This window comes from Pseudomonas sp. RIT778, from assembly GCF_019718735.1.
Lineage (GTDB): Bacteria > Pseudomonadota > Gammaproteobacteria > Pseudomonadales > Pseudomonadaceae > Aquipseudomonas > Aquipseudomonas aphyarum.
Genome location: NZ_JAIHBA010000015.1, coordinates 48,881 through 67,391 on the forward strand (window position 1 = coordinate 48,881; position 18,511 = coordinate 67,391).

At 60.7% G+C, this 18,511-nt stretch carries 15 protein-coding genes; 8 read left to right on the top strand and 7 right to left on the bottom strand.

The features are described 5' to 3' along the window. Positions 1-125 precede the first annotated feature (125 nt). Complete coding sequence (locus tag K5E37_RS11500; RefSeq protein ID WP_085608208.1) at positions 126-650, top strand: DUF6586 family protein; 525 nt, start codon at positions 126-128, stop codon at positions 648-650. A gap of 106 nt (positions 651-756) precedes the next feature. Then, a complete protein-coding gene (locus K5E37_RS11505) occupies positions 757-990 on the top strand; it encodes a hypothetical protein (RefSeq protein WP_007953047.1) in 234 nt (77 codons plus the stop codon). 86 nt (positions 991-1,076) lie between these two features. Here K5E37_RS11505 and sulA read toward each other — a convergent pair whose 3' ends face one another. Beyond that, a complete protein-coding gene (gene sulA / locus K5E37_RS11510) occupies positions 1,077-1,550 on the bottom strand; it encodes an SOS-induced cell division inhibitor SulA (protein WP_085608209.1) in 474 nt (157 codons plus the stop codon). Positions 1,551-1,560: 10 nt separating this feature from the next. Further along, positions 1,561-2,169 carry a transcriptional repressor LexA gene (gene lexA, locus K5E37_RS11515; RefSeq protein ID WP_007953044.1) on the bottom strand — a complete coding sequence of 203 codons (609 nt, stop codon included), beginning with the start codon at positions 2,167-2,169 and terminating at the stop codon, positions 1,561-1,563. Positions 2,170-2,399: 230 nt separating this feature from the next. Here lexA and K5E37_RS11520 point away from each other — a divergent pair, with 230 nt between their 5' ends. The 3 genes from K5E37_RS11520 to K5E37_RS11530 all read left to right on the top strand — a co-directional run bounded on the left by K5E37_RS11520 (position 2,400) and on the right by K5E37_RS11530 (position 5,027). Continuing rightward, a complete protein-coding gene (locus tag K5E37_RS11520) occupies positions 2,400-3,107 on the top strand; it encodes a TetR/AcrR family transcriptional regulator (protein ID WP_007953037.1) in 708 nt (235 codons plus the stop codon). A 170-nt stretch (positions 3,108-3,277) separates the two neighbouring features. After that, complete coding sequence (gene nagZ, locus K5E37_RS11525) at positions 3,278-4,276, top strand: beta-N-acetylhexosaminidase (protein ID WP_169432674.1); 999 nt, start codon at positions 3,278-3,280, stop codon at positions 4,274-4,276. Positions 4,277-4,289: 13 nt separating this feature from the next. Continuing rightward, on the top strand, positions 4,290-5,027 hold the full coding sequence (locus K5E37_RS11530; protein ID WP_221533870.1) for an S-methyl-5'-thioinosine phosphorylase: 738 nt from the start codon (positions 4,290-4,292) through the stop codon (positions 5,025-5,027). Between the two features lie 114 nt (positions 5,028-5,141). Here the strand turns inward: K5E37_RS11530 and K5E37_RS11535 are convergent, their stop codons facing one another. Genes K5E37_RS11535 through mfd form a run of 3 tightly spaced genes read right to left on the bottom strand, consistent with a single transcriptional unit; the run spans position 5,142 to position 11,870 of the window. Then, positions 5,142-7,832 (bottom strand): DEAD/DEAH box helicase, encoded by a 2,691-nt coding sequence (locus K5E37_RS11535; protein WP_221533871.1) that lies wholly within the window; start codon positions 7,830-7,832, stop codon positions 5,142-5,144. Positions 7,833-7,843: 11 nt separating this feature from the next. Then, on the bottom strand, positions 7,844-8,410 hold the full coding sequence (locus K5E37_RS11540; protein WP_007953029.1) for a CsiV family protein: 567 nt from the start codon (positions 8,408-8,410) through the stop codon (positions 7,844-7,846). Between the two features lie 10 nt (positions 8,411-8,420). Further along, complete coding sequence (gene mfd, locus K5E37_RS11545; RefSeq protein ID WP_207983437.1) at positions 8,421-11,870, bottom strand: transcription-repair coupling factor; 3,450 nt, start codon at positions 11,868-11,870, stop codon at positions 8,421-8,423. A gap of 354 nt (positions 11,871-12,224) precedes the next feature. Here mfd and K5E37_RS11550 point away from each other — a divergent pair, with 354 nt between their 5' ends. Next, positions 12,225-13,688, top strand: coding sequence for a glyceraldehyde-3-phosphate dehydrogenase (locus K5E37_RS11550; RefSeq protein WP_221533872.1), 1,464 nt, complete (start codon positions 12,225-12,227; stop codon positions 13,686-13,688). A 66-nt stretch (positions 13,689-13,754) separates the two neighbouring features. Here the strand turns inward: K5E37_RS11550 and K5E37_RS11555 are convergent, their stop codons facing one another. Further along, complete coding sequence (locus K5E37_RS11555; protein WP_221533873.1) at positions 13,755-15,047, bottom strand: MFS transporter; 1,293 nt, start codon at positions 15,045-15,047, stop codon at positions 13,755-13,757. Positions 15,048-15,100: 53 nt separating this feature from the next. On the opposite strand from K5E37_RS11555, the gene K5E37_RS11560 reads away from it, so the two are divergent. Together K5E37_RS11560 and sthA are read left to right on the top strand one after the other, a co-directional pair. Next, the gene (locus tag K5E37_RS11560; protein ID WP_260404107.1) at positions 15,101-16,150 is read left to right on the top strand and encodes an FAD:protein FMN transferase; all 1,050 of its coding nucleotides are present in this window, start codon (positions 15,101-15,103) and stop codon (positions 16,148-16,150) included. Positions 16,151-16,347: 197 nt separating this feature from the next. Then, entirely contained in the window at positions 16,348-17,742 is a 1,395-nt protein-coding gene (sthA, locus tag K5E37_RS11565; RefSeq protein WP_102688107.1) for a Si-specific NAD(P)(+) transhydrogenase, read from the top strand. Positions 17,743-17,784: 42 nt separating this feature from the next. Here sthA and K5E37_RS11570 read toward each other — a convergent pair whose 3' ends face one another. Further along, positions 17,785-18,507 carry a glycerophosphodiester phosphodiesterase gene (locus K5E37_RS11570; protein WP_007953017.1) on the bottom strand — a complete coding sequence of 241 codons (723 nt, stop codon included), beginning with the start codon at positions 18,505-18,507 and terminating at the stop codon, positions 17,785-17,787. Between the last annotated feature and the right edge of the window lie 4 nt (positions 18,508-18,511).

Sequence of the window (18,511 nt, forward strand, 5' to 3'; positions counted from 1 at the left end):
AAGGCCGCATGACAACCTTCGGGTTTTCATGCGGCCTTTTTGTTTAATGCTTGCGGTCAGATCGGCTGATCCATGACACTGTCCGGCCTGTGTGAAGCAATTATTTCGTTGTGGAGAGTGCCGACATGGCCCACGAACTTTATACCCGTACCAATCAGAAGATCTATTTCGCGGGTTTGTCGCTGGAAGCGCTGGCCAGGGCCGAAGAGGGGCGGGCGATGAACTCGCTGGCGCTGATTCAGGCCGGGCGCGAATCCGCACTGTTTCATCTCTACGGTGCGTTGTTGGGGCTGTGTCATGAAATCGCCGGCTTCTATCGTTTGCCGCAAGCCAATGCGTCGCGGGCGGAAACTCTGCTGACCCGCGAAGTGCTGGAGTCGATTGCCATTCCTGAGCTGGCGGAGATGATCGAGCTGGCAGGCAATCCGGAGACCTGGCTGGCTAAATTGCTGGCCGCGCACTCGGCGCTGTTTCAGCCGCCACGGGTGCCACACAAGCCGAAGGGCGATGTGACGCAGCCGTTAATTCAGGCGGTGAATCTGGATGAAGAAGAGGCGGTTGAAGAGCTGAGCCGCGAAGAGCTCGAGAGCTGGCGGCAGAACCTCAAGGGGCTGGCGATCCGTTTCCGTGAAGGCTTGAACGAGTGCTGAGGAACTGTGGACTGGCGGCGACGAGAGGCGTGCTGCTGGTCAAGATCCCGAGCGAAGCCTGAATGATGTCTATATAATCCCTGCCTTTCGTGGAGAACAGACCTATATGCCAACGTCCTTTCTAGAAATTGTCGAGCTACCAGACGGCCGAATCGAACTGCGCAGGGCCGAGGACGAGGGTTCTCTGGTAACTCTGGATTTCTCCGAGGATGCCAAGGCGTTTCTGCAAGGCCAGCACGTTGAAATTGCCAAGGCGATGTTGAGCGTCGGCGTGCAAATGGCGGGGCGTATGGTTGAAGGCGAATTCGATAAGGATGAGGGGCCGCGGGTTCTTCATTGATCCGCTGTCTGTCAGTTACTGCTCCAGATCGGCTTCTCTATCCCTGGAGAAGCCCTGCGCTTTACATGGCGCGCATTGTTGCTGAATCACCCCAAACGAATGTTCAGGCTTTGAGCGTCCCCGGTACGGGCGGCGCTGATCAGCTGTTGCCGTGATCCTGCGCTCAATGGATTCAGCCACGTGACGACTGTGTGGCTGCGGCCCAGGCGTAATGCTTCGCAGGCCAATTGCTGAGCGCTTTGGGCGCCGCGCGGTTGCAACAGCAGGATGCGTTCGCGATTCAATCCAGCGTCCCGCAGCCAGGTCTGGGTCAGGCTGGCAGGCGGTGCAATCAGGGTCAGCCAGCGTGCGTCCTGATCCTCGCTCAGTTCGCGAAGAATCGGTGCCAGCAGGCTCAGGCAGTTCCCGGCCGCACCGCGCAGTGACAGCTCGCTGAACGCTTCGGGTTCGGTATTCCACGGCCGCTCGACGACATCCTTGAGGATGGGGGCGATGGGTTGCGCCAGAAACGCTTCGAACAACGGCAGTTGTGTTTGCTGAGGTGCGTGTGGGAACTGCATAAAGCCTCCTTTAGCGGCGGATGACGCCGACACTCAAGCCTTCGATGACCAGTTCCTGGTCTTTCAGGTTGACTTCGATAGGGGCGAACTCGGGGTTTTCGGCAATCAGCCAGACTTTGCTGCCGTCACGCTTGAAGCGTTTGACGGTGACTTCGTCGCCGATCCGGGCAACCACGATCTGACCGTTGCGTGCCTCGCGGGTGGTGTGAACCGCCAGCAGGTCGCCGTCGAAAATACCGATGTCCTTCATGCTCATGCCGTGGACGCGCAACAGGTAGTCGGCGCGCGGATGAAAGAAGGCCGGGTTGATGTTGCAGGACTCTTCGATGTGCTGCTGGGCGAGAATCGGCGCGCCGGCAGCCACTCGACCGATGATCGGCAGGGTGGATTCGTCGACCTTGGCTTCGAAGCCAGGAATGCGAATGCCGCGAGAGGCTCCGGGAGTCATCTCGATCGCGCCTTTACGGGCGAGGGCCTTGAGATGCTCCTCGGCCGCGTTGGGCGACTTGAAACCCAGTTCCTGAGCGATTTCCGCACGGGTCGGCGGGTAGCCGTTGTCTTCGAGGCAGCGTTTGATAAAGGCCAGAATCTCGGCTTGGCGTGGCGTCAGCTTAAGCATATTGATCGCTCTGTCTTTTTATACAGTGACTGGGATTATATACAGTGAAGCAGTCTTGGCAATGATCGTTTTTTGCCATGCCGCCGGACGGTCAGTGACGACGTCGATTAATGTGGCGTCCTTGTTGTGGTTAAATAACTGACCGACCATTCCCAAAACGAACTGGCAGGCTTGACAAGGCATAGGCTGAAACGTATGTTTCAAACAAGTGTTTGTCAGGCGGAGTAGCCATGGCCCAGTCGGAAACCGTTGAACGCATTCTTGATGCTGCAGAACAGCTGTTCGCGGAAAAAGGTTTCGCTGAAACCTCATTGCGTCTGATCACCAGCAAGGCAGGGGTCAACCTCGCTGCGGTGAACTATCACTTCGGCTCGAAGAAGGCGCTGATCCAGGCGGTTTTCTCGCGCTTCCTCGGTCCGTTCTGCATCAGCCTCGACAAAGAGTTGGAGCGCCGCCAGGCCAAGCCAGAGAACAAGCCTTCGCTCGAAGAGCTGCTGGAAATTCTCGTCGAGCAAGCGCTGGTGGTGCAGCCACGTAGCGGCAACGATCTATCGATTTTCATGCGCTTGCTCGGTCTGGCATTCAGTCAGAGCCAGGGCCACCTGCGCCGTTATCTGGAAGACATGTACGGCAAGGTATTCCGTCGCTATATGTTGCTGGTGAACGAAGCCGCGCCGCGCATTCCTCCGATCGAACTGTTCTGGCGTGTGCACTTCATGCTCGGTGCTGCAGCATTCAGCATGTCGGGTATCAAGGCCTTGCGCGCGATTGCCGAGACCGATTTCGGTGTCAACACCTCCATCGAACAGGTGATGCGTCTGATGGTGCCGTTCCTGGCAGCCGGCATGCGTGCCGAAACCGGCGTCACCGACACGGCCATGGCCACTGCGCAGTTGCGACCACGCAGCAAGTCCGCGCCGGCACCTGCCAAGGTTTAACCGTCCATGGGTGGGCGCGGCAGCTGACATCCGCTAAGCTAGCCGCCCATGTCGACTCTCGTTCTGAACCCGTTTCTCATTGAAATCACCGACCCGCCGGGCAATGCCCCAGGTGGTGATTTCGTGGGCGACGGTTTTTTCGTTTCCAAGGAATCTCTATGACTGCTGGCCTGCAAGGCTCGTTGATGGTGGACGTCGCCGGTACCTGGCTGACGGCCGAAGATCGCCAATTGTTGCGCCAGCCCGAAGTGGGCGGCCTGATCATTTTTGCCCGCAACATCGAGCATCCGCGTCAGGTGCGCGAGCTGAGCGCGGCGATCCGTGCCATTCGTCCGGACTTGCTGTTGGCTGTCGATCAGGAAGGCGGTCGCGTTCAGCGTCTGCGTCAGGGCTTCGTCCGTTTGCCAGCCATGCGCGCCATCGCTGACAACCCGAACGCCGAGTATCTGGCCGAGCAATGCGGCTGGATCATGGCCACCGAAGTGCTGGCAGTCGGCCTCGACCTGAGCTTCGCGCCGGTGCTGGATCTGGATTACCAGCGCAGCGCCGTCGTCGGCACCCGCTCGTTTGAAGGTGACCCGGAGCGTGCTGCGCTACTCGCCGGTGCTTTCATCAAAGGCATGAACAGCGCCGGCATGGCCGCCACCGGTAAGCATTTTCCCGGCCACGGCTGGGCGGAAGCCGACTCGCACGTCGCGATTCCCAACGACGAGCGCAGCCTCGAAGAGATTCGCGCCAACGACCTCGTGCCGTTTGCCAGACTCAGCAAGCAACTGGCCGCCGTCATGCCGGCCCACGTCATTTATCCGCAAGTCGATGCGCAGCCCGCCGGTTTCTCCCGGCGCTGGTTGCAGGACATCCTGCGCGGTGAGCTGCAGTTCGACGGCGTTATCTTCAGCGATGACCTGTCGATGGCCGGCGCGCATGTAGTGGGCGACGCCGCCAGCCGTATCGAAGCCGCGCTCAGTGCCGGTTGCGACATGGGCCTGGTGTGCAACGACCGAGCGGCCGCCGAACTGGCCCTGAGCGCCGCGCAGCGCATGAAGGTCAAGCCGTCGCCGCGCATCGCACGCATGCGCGGTCAGGCATTCGCCAACACCGAATACCGTCAGGATCCGCGCTGGCTGACCGCTGTCGGCGCGCTCAAAGACGCTCAACTGATCGATTAAGGATTTTTTCGCTATGACGGTTTACGCAATCATCGGCGGCACTGGCCTGACCCAGCTGGAAGGCCTGAGCATTCGTCAGTCGCTGGCGGTGGATACGCCTTATGGCGCGCCATCGGCCGAGGTCCAGATTGGCGAATACGCCGGCAAGGAAGTGCTATTCCTCGCTCGTCACGGTCACCCGCATCGCTTCCCGCCGCACAAGGTCAACTACCGCGCCAACCTGTGGGCGTTGAAGCAGGCCGGGGCTGAGGCGATCATCGCGGTCAACGCCGTGGGTGGGATTCATCCTGCAATGGGCACCGGACATTTCTGCGTGCCGCATCAGATCGTGGACTACACCAGCGGTCGCGAGCACACCTATTTCGCCGATGATCTGGAACATGTCACACACATCGACTTCAGCTTTCCCTACAGCGAACCGCTGCGTCAGCAATTGATTGCTGCGTTGGCCGCCGAAGGTTGCGAGTACAGCGATCAGGGCGTTTACGCCTGCACCCAGGGCCCGCGACTGGAAACCGTGGCCGAGATCGTGCGTCTGGAGCGTGACGGTTGCGATATTGTCGGCATGACCGGCATGCCGGAAGCGGCGCTGGCCCGTGAGCTGGATCTGGATTACGCCTGTCTGTCGCTGGTGGTGAATCCGGCGGCGGGCAAGACCACTGAAGTGATCACCATGGCAGAGATCGAGCAGGCGTTGCACGATGGCATGGGCAAGGTGAAGTCGACGTTGGCGCGCGTACTCAGGGGCTGAGTCTGGCTAGAAACTGAGTCGAGCCTTTTGCGGGCAAGCCCGCTCCCACAGAGGTCACGCTAAACCTGTGGGAGCGGGCTTGTTCGCGAATCGATCTGATAGCCGACAAAGATCTCAGCGCTTTTCAAACTTGTCCGGCAACGGCGCAAACAGCGCCTCGATATCGTCACTCTGCAACTTCCAGTCACCGGCCTTGCGCCCATCCAGCACACCGGCCGCCAGGTCGGATTTTTCCTTCTGCAAGTGCTGAATCTTCTCCTCGACCGTGCCCCGGGCAATCATCTTGTAGACGAACACCGGCTTTTCCTGACCGATGCGATACGCGCGGTCGGTTGCCTGATTCTCGGTCGCCGGGTTCCACCACGGATCGTAGTGAATCACCGTGTCCGCTTCCGTCAGGTTCAGGCCCACACCACCAGCCTTCAGGCTGATGAGAAAGATCTGACGCTTGCCGCTCTGGAATTCCTTCACAGGCGTTCGCCGATCACGGGTCTGTCCCGTCAGCAGCGCATACGCGACATTGCGTTTTTTCAGCTCGTCCTCGATCAGTGACAGCATCGAAGTGAACTGAGAAAACAGCAGAATCCGCCGGCCTTCCTCGAACAGCTCCTCAAGCATTTCCATCAGGCTGTCGAGCTTGCCTGAGGTGCTGCCGCGAGCGGGCAGGGTAGCGTCGTTGACCAGGCGCAAATCGCAGCAGACCTGACGCAGCTTGAGCAACGCTTCGAGAATGATGATCTGACTGCGCGCCACGCCTTTGCGGGTGATCTCGTCGCGAACCTTCTTGTCCATGGCCAGACGCATGGTTTCGTAAACGTCGCGCTGCGCTTCGTTGAGCTCGACCCAGTGGATGATCTCGGTTTTCGGTGGCAGCTCGGTCGCGACCTGTTCCTTGGTGCGGCGCAGCAGGAACGGTTTGATCCGACCGTTGAGGTGCTGAAGTCTGACTTCGCTCGCGCGCTTTTCAATCGGCACGCGGTAATCGGCGTTGAAGCTTTTGACGTCGCCGAGCCAGCCGGGCAGCAGGAAGTGAAACAGCGACCACAGTTCGCCCAGGTGATTTTCCAGCGGCGTCCCGCTCAGGCACAGGCGCTGACGCGCATTGAGTTCACGGGCGGCCTGGGCGGCTTTGCTGTTCGGGTTCTTGATGTACTGCGCCTCATCCAGCACCAGTACATGCAGCGGCTGCTGGGCCAGACGTTCGACATCCTTGGGCAGCAGTGCATAAGTGGTGAGGATCAGGTCGTAATCGGCCAAATGCTCGAAATGCTTTTTACGGCTGGCACCGTACAAGGCGACAACCTTGAGCTGTGGCGTGAAGTGCGCCGCTTCGTCCAGCCAGTTGGGAATCAGGCTGGTGGGCATCACCACCATGCACGGGCGATCCAGACGCCCGGCGTTTTTCTCGCTGAGAATATGCGCCAGTGTCTGTAAGGTTTTGCCCAGGCCCATGTCGTCCGCGAGAATCCCGCCGACTTCAAGTTGCCGCAGCGACTGCATCCAGCTCAAGCCTTCGAGCTGATAAGGACGCAGCGTTGCATTCAGTCCCTTCGGTGCTTTGGCGCTGTAGTCGCGGATATCACGCAAGCGTTGGGCGAAGCTGCGAATCTGTTCGCCACCCTCCCAGAGCAGGGGAATGCCTTCCAGCGAATTCAGGCGCGTGGCGTCGGCCTTGCTCAGGCGCAGGGTGGTTTCGCCCGGTTCCTGCAAATAAAACTCGCCAAGGGTCGCCAGCACCGGCTTCAGCCGGCCGAGGGGCAGGGCGACTTGTAACGGTCCGTGCTCGCTGTTGCGTTGCGGAATGTTCACCAAAATCAACTCATCGTCCCGTCGCCGGGCAAGGCGTTCGGGGTTGAGGATTTCCGTGTGCGAGCGCATCAGATTGAGCAGAATCGGCAGCAGGCTCAGACGCTCGCCGTTGACGATGATCCCCAGCTCCAGATCGAACCAGTCGCGCTCCGGCGTCTGCTCGACGGTGGCGTACCAGTCGTCGACGGCGGTCAGGTCGAAACCGAACTCATCGTCGACCAACAGCTCCCAGCCTTGAGTGCGCAGCTTCGGCAGATCGTTGAGGGTGAACGTCAGCCAGGCGCTGTCGTTGACCATCTCGTAGAGTTCGCCGGCGCTTTCCGGCAGGGCCTTGCTCTGGCGGGTGGCGATGCGGAACCCGAGAATTCGCAGCTGCTCGCGGTAGCTCTGTTCGATGTCCGGGTGGCGTTTGACCCGCAGGGTCTGGGCTTCCTGGCGAATCAGAATGTCGCTGTTCTTTTGCCCGCTGACGTATTCGTCGAGGTAGCTGAAGGACAGTGCCGCACGATGCTGGATATAACGCTGCATCTTGCCGTTGCGCGGTTCGAACGCGCTGAACTCGACGCTCGCCAGCCACAAGCGCGGCACCGGCTGCACGTTGTCCACCAGCACTTGCGGCGGCGCCTTCGGGCTGCGGTTTTCCAGCACGGCCTGGAGTTTTTCCAGCAGTTCGGCGTCCTTGGCGGCGGCGGGGTATTCGAGGGTTTCCTGCACTTGCAGCAACACCGCCGCACAGTGTTTGCAGTTGCTGTGCACCGGGCAGGTGCAGGTGGCGTCGACCATCAGCAGCGTGCCTTTGGCTGACTCGCGCAAGTGAATCGTCTGACGGTAGACGTTACCGCCAGAGCCTTCGCAACTAGCGGTAATGGTCGCGTCGCCGACCTGCACGAATCGCACCCGGTTTTCCAGCGCGTAGCGGCGGCCACGCTCCAGGCTTTGTTCCTTGAATCGGCTGACCCAGGAGGAGGCCAGCGGTTTACTCAGTGGCGGGGGCATAAGGACTTCGATCAGTCCGGAACGACTTCAGGCGCTTCCCGAGGCGCGGGCGCCGTCAGTGAAGTGATTTTGATCAGCAGGGCCAGATGGCCGTTGTCGAGGTAGTTGAGTTGGCCGTTCTTGGTGTGGCTGTCCTGTTTCAGGCGCTCGCTGGCGGTGACCATGCCGTTGGCGTCGATCTGATTGACCCAGAAGTCGGCATTCACGTCAGTGAAGCGCCCGAGCTTCATTTCAATCGTGCCTTCGATCGGGAACTGGCCGAACTGCTCCTGACCTTCGCTGACTGCAACTTTCGCCGGCGTCTCGCCGAGAGTCTGCTGCCAGGCTTTGTGCATCAGCACGCTGTACTCGCCACTGGCGGTGAGTTTGGTCACAACATCGTTCAGCGCCGGGGTGCGCTTGCTGTCATCACCCAGGCGTTGGGCGCCGGCCGCCCAGTCTTCCGGTGCGGCGCGGCTGACAATCGCCGGCACGGCGTTCTGGCGTACCAGAATCATTTCGACCTGATACAGGTCATCGGCAAACGCCGTAGGTGCCACCAGAGTCAGTAGCAAAGTCAGAGAGCGAAACAGGCGCATGCGGCGTCCTTCAAGCAGTTTTCGGGATGAGGCGCTCGAACAGCGCCTCCACAGTATTAAAGCGCTCTTCCGGGCGCTCCATCGGCACCTGGAACTTGAACATCGTGGCGCCTTCGAATTTGTAGCGTTTTGGCTGGCTCTGGATCAGTTTGATCAGGGTCATCGGGTCGACCGGCGTCTGCGCCGCGAACTCGATACGGCCACCTTGCGGGCCGCCATCGACTTTCTTGATGCCCAACTGCTCGGCCTGCAACTTCAGCGCCGTGATGCGCACCAGATTCTTGGTCGGCTCCGGCAGCAGACCGAAGCGGTCGATCATCTCCACTTGCAGATCCTTCAGGCCTTCCTCGTCGGTGGCCGAAGCGATGCGTTTGTAGAGGATCAGGCGTGCATGCACGTCCGGCAGGTAATCTTCCGGAATCAGCGCCGGCACCCGCAGGTTGACCTCCGGGCCGCCGCCGAGCGGTTGATCGAGGTTCGGCTGTTCGCCCTTGCGGATCGACTTCACCGCGCGCTCGAGCATTTCCATGTACAGCGTGAAGCCGACCGCCTGAATCTGCCCGCTCTGGCCGTCGCCCAGCAGTTCGCCGGCGCCACGGATTTCCAGGTCGTTGGTGGCCAGCACGAAGCCCGCACCCAGATCCTGAGTATTGGCAATCGCCTCCAGGCGTTTTTCCGCATCGCCAGTGATTTGCTGGCGCGGCGGGGTCAGCAGGTAGGCGTAAGCCTGGTGGTGACTACGGCCAACGCGACCGCGCAACTGGTGCAACTGCGCCAGACCGAACTTGTCGGCGCGCTCGATGATGATGGTGTTGGCGCTCGGCACGTCGATGCCGGTCTCGATGATGGTCGAGGCGATCAGCACGTTGAAGCGCTTGTGGTAGAAGTCGCTCATCACCTGTTCGAGTTCGCGTTCGCGCATCTGCCCGTGGCCGATGCCGATCCGCGCTTCCGGCACCAGTTCGGCCAGGTCGGCGGCGCACTTCTCGATAGTCTTCACGTCGTTGTGCAGGTAATAGACCTGACCGCCGCGCAGCAGCTCACGCAGCAAGGCTTCTTTGACCGTGCTCTTGTTCTGCTCCATCACGAAGGTGCGTACCGACAGGCGTCGCGCCGGCGGTGTGGCGATGATCGACAGGTCGCGCATGCCCGACACCGCCATGTTCAGCGTGCGCGGAATCGGCGTGGCGGTCAGCGTAAGGATGTCGACTTCACTGCGCAGGGCCTTGAGCTGTTCCTTCTGACGGACACCGAAACGGTGCTCTTCGTCGATGATCACCAGTCCGAGGTTTTTGATCTTGACGTCGTCCTGCAGCAGCTTGTGCGTGCCGATGACGATGTCGATATTGCCTTCGGCCAGTTCGGCCACCGCAGCGTTCACTTCCTTGGCCGACTTGAAGCGGCTCATCACTTCCACGGTCACCGGCCAGTCGGCGAAGCGGTCGCGGAAGCTGTTGTAGTGCTGCTGGGCGAGCAGGGTGGTCGGCACCAGGATCGCCACTTGCTTGCCACCGTGCACCGCGATGAACGCGGCGCGCATGGCCACTTCGGTCTTGCCGAAACCCACGTCGCCGCAGACCAGTCGATCCATCGGTTTCGGCGCGAGCATGTCTTCGCGCACGGCTTCGATGGTGGATTGCTGGTCCGGAGTTTCTTCGAACGGGAAGCCGGCGCTGAAGGTCGCGTAATCGGCCTTCGGATCGGCAAACGCATAACCTTCGCGGGCAGCGCGACGGGCGTAGATGTCGAGCAATTCGGCAGCCACGTCGCGCACTTGCTCGGCGGCCTTGCGCTTGGCTTTTTGCCAGGTCTCGGAGCCGAGGCGGTGCAACGGGGCCAGTGCATCGTCGCTGCCGGTGTAGCGAGCGATCAAATGCAGGTTGGCCACCGGCACGTAGAGCTTGGCATTCTCGGCGTATTCGAGGGTCAGGAACTCAGCGGCCTGATTATCGATTTCCAGAATCGTCAGGCCGAGATAGCGACCGACGCCGTGGTCGATGTGCACCACCGGCGCGCCTTCACGCAGTTCGGTGAGGTTCTTGATCACCGCATCGTTGTTGGCGTCGGCGCGTTTTTCGCGGCGGCGACGCTGCATCACGCGCTGGCCGAACAGCGGACTTTCCGCGACCAGTGCCAGCGCCGGGTCGTCCAGCATCAGGCCTTCGTCGAGCGGGGCGATGGTGATCGCCAGGCGATCCTTGCTCGCGACGAAATCCGGCCAGCTGTCGACGGTTTTCGGCCGCAGCTTCAGGCGATCCAGCAACTCCAGCAGCACTTCGCGACGACCGGCGGATTCGGCGGTGAACAGCACGCGTCCCGGGAACTCGTCGAGAAATGCCGAGAGCGCGGCCAGCGGCTGGGTGGCCTTGGCTTCGATCGCCAGGTTCGGCAGCGCCTGCGCCGGGAAGCGTTCGCGGCCGGCACCGGTTTCCACGTCCTGCTGACTGGCGACCACGCGCGGCCAGTTCTTCAGGCGGGCAAAGCAGTCTTCCACCGGCAGGAACAGTTCGGCCGGCGGCAATAAAGGACGCGATGGATCGACGCGGCGCTCTTCATAACGATTGCGCACGTCATTCCAGAAGTTTTCTGCCGCCTGCTCGATGCCCGGCAGCGAAAACACTTGGGTGTCCTGAGGCAGGTAATCGAACAGGGTCGAGGTTTCTTCGAAGAACAGCGGCAGGTAGTACTCGATACCGGCCGGCGTGATGCCGCTGCTCAGATCCTGAAAGATCGGGCATCGACGGAAGTCGACGTCGAAACGCTCGCGGAAACGCGCCTTGAAGCGGGTAACCGCTTCTTTCTGCAGCGGGAATTCCTTGGCCGGCAGCAGCTTGACCGAATCGACCTTGTCGATGGAGCGCTGGTTTTCCGGATCGAAGGTGCGCAGGGTTTCGATTTCGTCGTCGAACAGATCGATGCGATAAGGCAGTTTGCTGCCCATCGGAAACAGATCGATCAACGCGCCACGCACCGTGAACTCGCCGTGCTCGTAGACCGTGTCGACGTAGCGATAGCCACTGGCTTCGAGCCGCGAGCGCATTTGCTCGACATCGAGTTTCTGCCCGACGTCCAGCACCAGGCTGCTGCCGAGCAGGAATTTGGTCGGCGCCAGACGGTGCAGGGCGGTGGTGATCGGCACCACCAGCACGCCATGTTCCAGTTCCGGCAGTCTATAAAGGCTGGCGATGCGCTGGGAGATGATGTCCTGGTGCGGCGAAAACAGATCGTAGGGCAGGGTTTCCCAGTCCGGGAAATGCAGCACCGGCAAATCCGGGGCGAAGAAACTCAGCTCCTGCTCCAGCCGTTCGGCACTCTGGCTGTCGGCGGTCAAAAGCAGCGTGAAGCGCTTGGCAGCGCTGGCAGCCTCGGCAATCGCCAGGCTCAGGGCGGCACCGGGGAGGTTGCCCCAGTGCTGTTTACCTGCCGCGGCAGGGAGAAGCGGTAGACGCAGAACAGGCACGGAAGGTTGAGCTCCAGGCGTTGCGACAAAGTCGGTAATTGTAGCGGCGTCCGGTGCCGCCTGTCAGTTGCAGGATGCGTCTATCTGCGCTGTTTGGGAAAAATGTAGTGGTAACCATAAAAAGCAGCGCTTTTTTTACGGTTATGTAGTGCCAAATGTTGGTGGTGTTACGGAGGGTTACAGACATCGTCTAACAGTCGTCGAAAAAATGGCTGCGCTGGAAGCCCCGGTTTTACTGGGCTGGCGGGGAGCGTTATTTTTTTGGACGGATTTTTGTTACCGATTGCGCGACAAGCGCGCATTGCTACAAGAGGTTCTCGGCGGCATAATGTAGCCCCTTTTTTCTGCCCCTACATGTGGAAGGTTACCGTGACTCAGAAGCCCGACCAGTGTCTTGGTGAATGGATCGACCGTGAAGCACTCGCAGAAGCGATGATTCCGCTTATCGGTCAGCTCTACCGCAACAACAACGTGGTGAGCTCGATCTATGGCCGCAGCCTGATCAACCAGTCTGTCATCGCGATTCTCAAAGCTCACCGCTTTGCTCGCCACCGTTCTGCCGACGACAGCGAACTCTCCGTCCACGAAACATTCCCACTGCTCAAGGCCATGAGCGAGCTCAAGCTCGGCGCGGCCTCGGTAGATCTGGGCAAGCTGGCGTACAAATTCCGCAACGAAGGCAACGGCCGCACCGCCGAGCAGTTCGTTCGCGAAGAAATGGTTGACGTGGTTGGCCAGCAAAACGCTTCGGCACGCAAAGGCACCGACGTTGTGCTGTACGGCTTCGGTCGTATCGGCCGTCTGCTGGCGCGCATCCTGATCGAGAAAACCGGTGGCGGCGACGGTCTGCGTCTGCGTGCCATCGTGGTGCGCAAGGGCGCCGAAAACGACCTGACCAAGCGCGCCAGCCTGCTGCGTCGCGATTCGGTACATGGTTCGTTCAACGGCACCATCACCATCGACGAAGAAAACAACACCATCACCGCCAACGGCAACCTGATCCAGGTTATCTACGCGAAGAACCCTACCGAAGTGGACTACACCCAGTACGGCATCAAAGATGCGCTGCTGGTGGACAACACCGGTGTATGGCGTGATGCCGATGGCCTGGGTCAGCACTTGCAGTGCCCGGGTATCGACCGCGTTGTTCTGACCGCGCCTGGCAAGGGCAAGCTGAAGAACATCGTTCACGGTATCAACCACAACGAAATCACTGCTGACGACAAGATCGTGTCCGCCGCTTCCTGCACCACCAACGCCATCGTGCCGGTGCTGAAAGCCGTGAATGACAAGTTCGGCATCATCAACGGTCACGTCGAAACCGTTCACTCGTACACCAACGACCAGAACCTGATCGACAACTTCCACAAGGGCGATCGCCGTGGCCGTAGCGCCGCGCTGAACATGGTGATCACCGAGACCGGTGCTGCCACCGCTGCTGCCAAGGCCCTGCCTGAGCTGGCCGGCAAGCTGACCGGTAACGCGATCCGCGTTCCGACGCCAAACGTGTCGATGGCCATTCTCAACCTGAACCTTGAGAAAGCCGCCTCCCGTGAAGAGATGAACGAGTACCTGCGCTACATGGCGCTGCACTCCGATCTGCACAAGCAAATCGACTTCGTCAACTCGCAGGAAGTGGTTTCGACCGACTTCGTGGGCTCGCGCCACGCCGGTGTGGTCGACGCAGAAGCGACCATCGTTCAGGACAACCGCGTTGTTCTGTACGTCTGGTACGACAACGAGTTCGGCTACAGCTGCCAGGTGATTCGCGTGATGGAAGACATGGCCGGTGTAAACCCGCCAGCGTTCCCGCGCTAAGCCTTAGCTGCAAATGAAAACGCCCCGACTTAGGTCGGGGCGTTTTTGTTTGTGCGCGATTTTGCCTTAGCGGGGGATAGCCGCTTGTGCCGTGCGCAGTTCGTGCTTGTTGCCACGGAACAGCACCAGCGTGGCGATCAGGCCCAACACGGCTGCGCCGCTGAGCCAGATCCCCGGTGCCGCCTTGTTGTCCAGTACATGGATCAGATAAGTGCAGGCCGCCGGCGTAAAGCCACCAAAGGTCGCGGTCGCCAGGCTGTAGGCCAACGAGAAACCGGTCGTACGAACTTCCACCGGCATGATTTCGGTGAGCGCCACCACCATCGCCCCGTTGTACGAGCCGTACAGGAACGACAGCCACAACTCGACGATCAGCAAATGGCTGAAGCTCGGGTTCGCCACCAGCCACGACAACGCCGGATAAGCGGTCAGGATCGCCAGAATCGTCGCCGCCAACAGTAGGGGTTTACGCCCGACCTTGTCCGACACCGCGCCCATCACCGGCAGCCAGAAGAAATTCGAAAGGCCAATGCACACGGTCACCAGCAACGCATCGAAGTCCGACAGGTGCAATTCCGCCTTGCCGAACGTCGGCGTGTAGGCGGTGATCAGGTAGAACGACACCGTCGTCATGACCACCAGCGCCATGCCGGCGATGACGATGCCAAAGTTCTGACCGATCGAACGGACGATTTCCTGCAGGGTAGGGCGATGTTTGCGCGCCTGGAACTCCGGGGTTTCCTCCAGCGAGCGGCGGATGACGAAAATCACCGGGACGATCATGCAGCCGATCAGGAACGGCACGCGCCAGCCCCATTCGCCCATCTGTTCCGGGCTCAGCCAGTGGTTGAGGCCGACACCGAGCAGGCCGGCGAATACCACAGCTGCCTGCTGGCTGGCGGACTGCCAGCTGACGAAGAAGCCCTTGCGGCCCGGCGTGGCGATTTCCGCCAGGTACACCGACACACCGCCCAGTTCCACGCCGGCCGAGAAGCCTTGCAGCAATCGGCCGAACAGCACGATCAGCGGCGCGGCGACCCCAAGGGTGGCGTAGCCCGGCACACAGGCAATCAGCACGGTACCGGCCGCCATCAGGGCCAGCGTGATGATCAGGCCCTGGCGCCGGCCGTGACGGTCGATGTAGGCGCCGAGAAAAATCGCCCCCAACGGGCGCATCAGGAAGCCTGCGCCGAACGTGGCCAGGGCGAGCATCAGGGAAGCGAAGGCGCTGTCGGTGGGAAAGAAGGTCTTGGCAATGGCCGTGGCGTAGAAGCCGTAGACCATGAAGTCGAACATCTCGAGAAAGTTGCCGCTGACAACGCGAAAAATCGCCTTGCCGTTGCCGGTCGTGGAGGACATGGGTAGGTACTCACTCTAAATCTTGTAAGAAAGCGTTGCGCTCGTAGCCCATAATGGCCGGCGCGGTTTTGCGGGGAGATGAAGAATTGTTAACTGGACGGTGGTGGATTCTCGTGCTGCTGGGCGGGGTTTTGTCCGGCTGCGGCAACGGCGATTCCCTGGAGGCTTTCGGTGGGCCGACGATGGGCAGCACTTATTCGATCAAATACGTGCGCCACGCCAATCTGCCTGCCCCGCAGGAGGTGCGTGTCGAGGTGGAAAAAATCCTCGCGGACGTCGACCGGCAGATGTCGACATACCGCGCAGACTCCGACATCTCGCGCTTCAATGCATTGCCGGCTGATCGCTGTCAGATCATGCCCGCACCGATCCTTGAATTGATCCGCGCGGGCGAGCAGCTGTCGCAACAAAGCGAAGGCTCCTACGACCTCACGGTTGAGCCGCTGATGAATCTATGGGGATTCGGCCCGCAAGGGCGTGAAGAAAAAGTCCCGGATGCGGCGGCGCTGGCCGAAGTGCGGCAGAGAGTCGGTCATCAACACCTGCGCATCGACGGCGACCGGTTGTGCAAGGATGCGGCGGTCGAGGTGGATTTCAACAGCATCGCTGCCGGTTACGCAGTCGACACCATTGCCGCGCGGCTCGAGGCCCTGGGCATTCATGATTACCTTGCCGAAGCCACCGGCGAGCTCAAGGCATCCGGCACGAAACCAGATGGTTCGCCGTGGCGTATCGCTCTGGAAGAGCCGCGCGACGATCAGCAGGTGGCAGAGCGCGTCATTAATATCGATGGCTATGCCCTGTCCACGTCCGGCGACTACCGCAACTATTTTCAGCAGGATGGCCGGCGCTATTCCCACACCTTCGATGCCCGGACCGGTGCGCCGGTCCTACACGATCTGGCGTCGGTCACGGTGATTCATCCTTCAGCGCTGATAGCCGATGGACTATCGACGCTGTTGCTGATTCTCGGGCCTGAAAGGGCCTGGGACTATGCCGAAAAACACGACATTGGTGCATTCTTTGTGATTCGTGCCGATACAGGTTTCGTCACACGCACCAGTCACGCTTTTGAACGGCTCAGTGGCGCAAAAGTTGACTGAGAACAGTACGAAAGCTGGCGTTGTAGTGCAGGCAAAAGTAGCCTACGACGCGACCAAGGGTTAATGTGCGCGGCGTTGACGCTTCTATAGACTGTGTCCGGGTTTTCTACTGGCCCCCAATTGTTCCTTCGCGCCGTCGTTCGGCGTGATTTAGCCGCCGGTGCTGCTGGCACCGCGGCCTGTTCTGAGGAGTACGCATGGCTGTCTACAACTACGACGTGGTGGTGCTGGGTTCCGGCCCGGCGGGAGAAGGCGCGGCAATGAACGCCGCCAAAGCAGGGCGCAAGGTGGCGATGGTCGACAGCCGTCGCCAGGTCGGCGGCAACTGCACCCACCTGGGCACCATCCCGTCCAAGGCCCTGCGTCACTCGGTGCGGCAGATCATGCAGTTCAACACCAACCCGATGTTCCGTGCGATCGGCGAGCCGCGCTGGTTCTCCTTCCCGGACGTGTTGAAAAGCGCCGAGAAAGTCATTTCCAAACAAGTCGCTTCGCGTACCGGCTACTACGCCCGTAACCGCGTCGACGTGTTTATCGGCACCGGCAGCTTCGCCGACGAGCAAACCATCGAAGTGGTCTGCGCCAACGGCGTGGTCGAGAAACTGGTGGCCAAGCACATCATCATCGCCACCGGTTCGCGTCCTTATCGCCCGGCGGACATCGATTTCCACCACCCGCGTATCTACGATAGCGACACCATCCTCAGCCTCGGCCACACCCCGCGCAAACTGATCGTTTACGGCGCCGGCGTGATCGGCTGTGAGTACGCTTCGATCTTCAGCGGTCTGGGCGTGCTGGTCGAGCTGGTGGACAACCGCGGTCAGTTGCTGAGCTTCCTCGACTCGGAAATCTCCCAGGCGTTGAGCTACCACTTCAGCAACAACAACATCACCGTGCGTCACAACGAAGAATATGACCGCGTCGAAGGCGTGGACAACGGCGTGATCCTGCATCTGAAGTCCGGCAAGAAGATCAAGGCCGACGCCTTGCTCTGGTGCAACGGCCGTACCGGCAACACCGATCAGTTGGGTCTGGAAAACATCGGGGTCAAGGTCAACAGCCGTGGCCAGATCGAAGTCGACGAGAACTACCGCACCTGTGTGCAGAACATCTATGGCGCCGGTGACGTGATCGGCTGGCCGAGCCTGGCCAGTGCCGCCCACGACCAGGGCCGTTCGGCCGCTGGCAGCATCGTCGACAATGGCAGCTGGCGTTTCGTGAATGACGTGCCGACCGGCATCTATACCATTCCGGAGATCAGCTCGATCGGCAAGAACGAGCAGGAGCTGACCCAGGCCAAAGTGCCGTACGAAGTGGGCAAGGCGTTCTTCAAGAGCATGGCGCGGGCACAGATCGCCGGCGAGCCGCAAGGCATGCTGAAGATCCTGTTCCACCGTGAAACCCTCGAAGTGCTGGGCGTTCACTGCTTCGGTTATCAGGCGTCGGAGATCGTGCACATCGGTCAGGCGATCATGAACCAGCCGGGCGAGCTGAATACCCTGAAGTACTTCGTCAACACGACGTTCAACTACCCGACCATGGCCGAAGCCTATCGGGTAGCGGCGTACGACGGCCTCAACCGGCTTTTTTGACGGGCTCCGGCCGGTGGCCTGAGCCGGCCGGGGAGACCGATTTCAGCAATTCCCGAGGGTGGCAGTGGCCAAACCGGGAAAGTCTGTAATCAGGCTGTCAACGCCGAAGTCGGCGAGTCTGCGCATCAGCGCAGGCTCGTTGACGGTCCACACCGACACATGCAGCCCCTGACGCTGCGCCTTTTGCAGGCGTTCCGGCGTACACAGCGTCCAGTTCAACGCCAGAATCTCGCAACCGTAGCTTTGCGCGACCTTCAACGGGTCGAGCCAGGCGTATTCGGCCACCAGGCCGCGTGACACGTCGGGCACCAGATCCAGCGCAGCCTTCAATACTTCCCGCGAACTCGAGGTGATCGTCACCTTGTCGAGCAGCCCGTGCCTGACCGCCATTTCACGGATGGCCAGCACGGTGGTCGCGGCGCGGGTGCGCGAAGCGCTTTTGACTTCCAGCTGCCAGTGCTCGAAATCGCACTTTTCGAACAGCTCTTCAAGCGTCGGAATCGGGCAGGGCTTGATCCAGCCCGGGCCGCCCTTGCGCGCGTCGTAGGTCACCAGATCGGCGGCGGTGTGCTCGACCACCTTGCCGCGCCGGTCGGTGGTGCGCTTGAGGGTCGGGTCGTGGATGACCATCAGCTCGCCGTCCTTGGACAGGTGCAGGTCCAGCTCGCAACGGCGCACGCCGTGCTTGAGACATTCCTGAAAACTGCTCAGGGTGTTTTCCGGTGCTTCGCCCTTGGCGCCGCGGTGGCCGTAGATAAGGGTCACGGTT

What these genes read in the sequence shown, in the direction of transcription:
- K5E37_RS11500 (WP_085608208.1), top strand. Translation starts at nt 126, where the DNA reads ATGGCCCACGAACTTTATACCCGTACCAATCAGAAGATCTATTTCGCG.
- K5E37_RS11505 (WP_007953047.1), top strand. Translation starts at nt 757, where the DNA reads ATGCCAACGTCCTTTCTAGAAATTGTCGAGCTACCAGACGGCCGAATC.
- sulA (WP_085608209.1), bottom strand. Translation starts at nt 1,550, where the DNA reads ATGCAGTTCCCACACGCACCTCAGCAAACACAACTGCCGTTGTTCGAA.
- lexA (WP_007953044.1), bottom strand. Translation starts at nt 2,169, where the DNA reads ATGCTTAAGCTGACGCCACGCCAAGCCGAGATTCTGGCCTTTATCAAA.
- K5E37_RS11520 (WP_007953037.1), top strand. Translation starts at nt 2,400, where the DNA reads ATGGCCCAGTCGGAAACCGTTGAACGCATTCTTGATGCTGCAGAACAG.
- K5E37_RS11530 (WP_221533870.1), top strand. Translation starts at nt 4,290, where the DNA reads ATGACGGTTTACGCAATCATCGGCGGCACTGGCCTGACCCAGCTGGAA.
- K5E37_RS11535 (WP_221533871.1), bottom strand. Translation starts at nt 7,832, where the DNA reads ATGCCCCCGCCACTGAGTAAACCGCTGGCCTCCTCCTGGGTCAGCCGA.
- K5E37_RS11540 (WP_007953029.1), bottom strand. Translation starts at nt 8,410, where the DNA reads ATGCGCCTGTTTCGCTCTCTGACTTTGCTACTGACTCTGGTGGCACCT.
- K5E37_RS11550 (WP_221533872.1), top strand. Translation starts at nt 12,225, where the DNA reads ATGTGGAAGGTTACCGTGACTCAGAAGCCCGACCAGTGTCTTGGTGAA.
- K5E37_RS11555 (WP_221533873.1), bottom strand. Translation starts at nt 15,047, where the DNA reads ATGTCCTCCACGACCGGCAACGGCAAGGCGATTTTTCGCGTTGTCAGC.
- K5E37_RS11560 (WP_260404107.1), top strand. Translation starts at nt 15,101, where the DNA reads ATGGCCGGCGCGGTTTTGCGGGGAGATGAAGAATTGTTAACTGGACGG.
- sthA (WP_102688107.1), top strand. Translation starts at nt 16,348, where the DNA reads ATGGCTGTCTACAACTACGACGTGGTGGTGCTGGGTTCCGGCCCGGCG.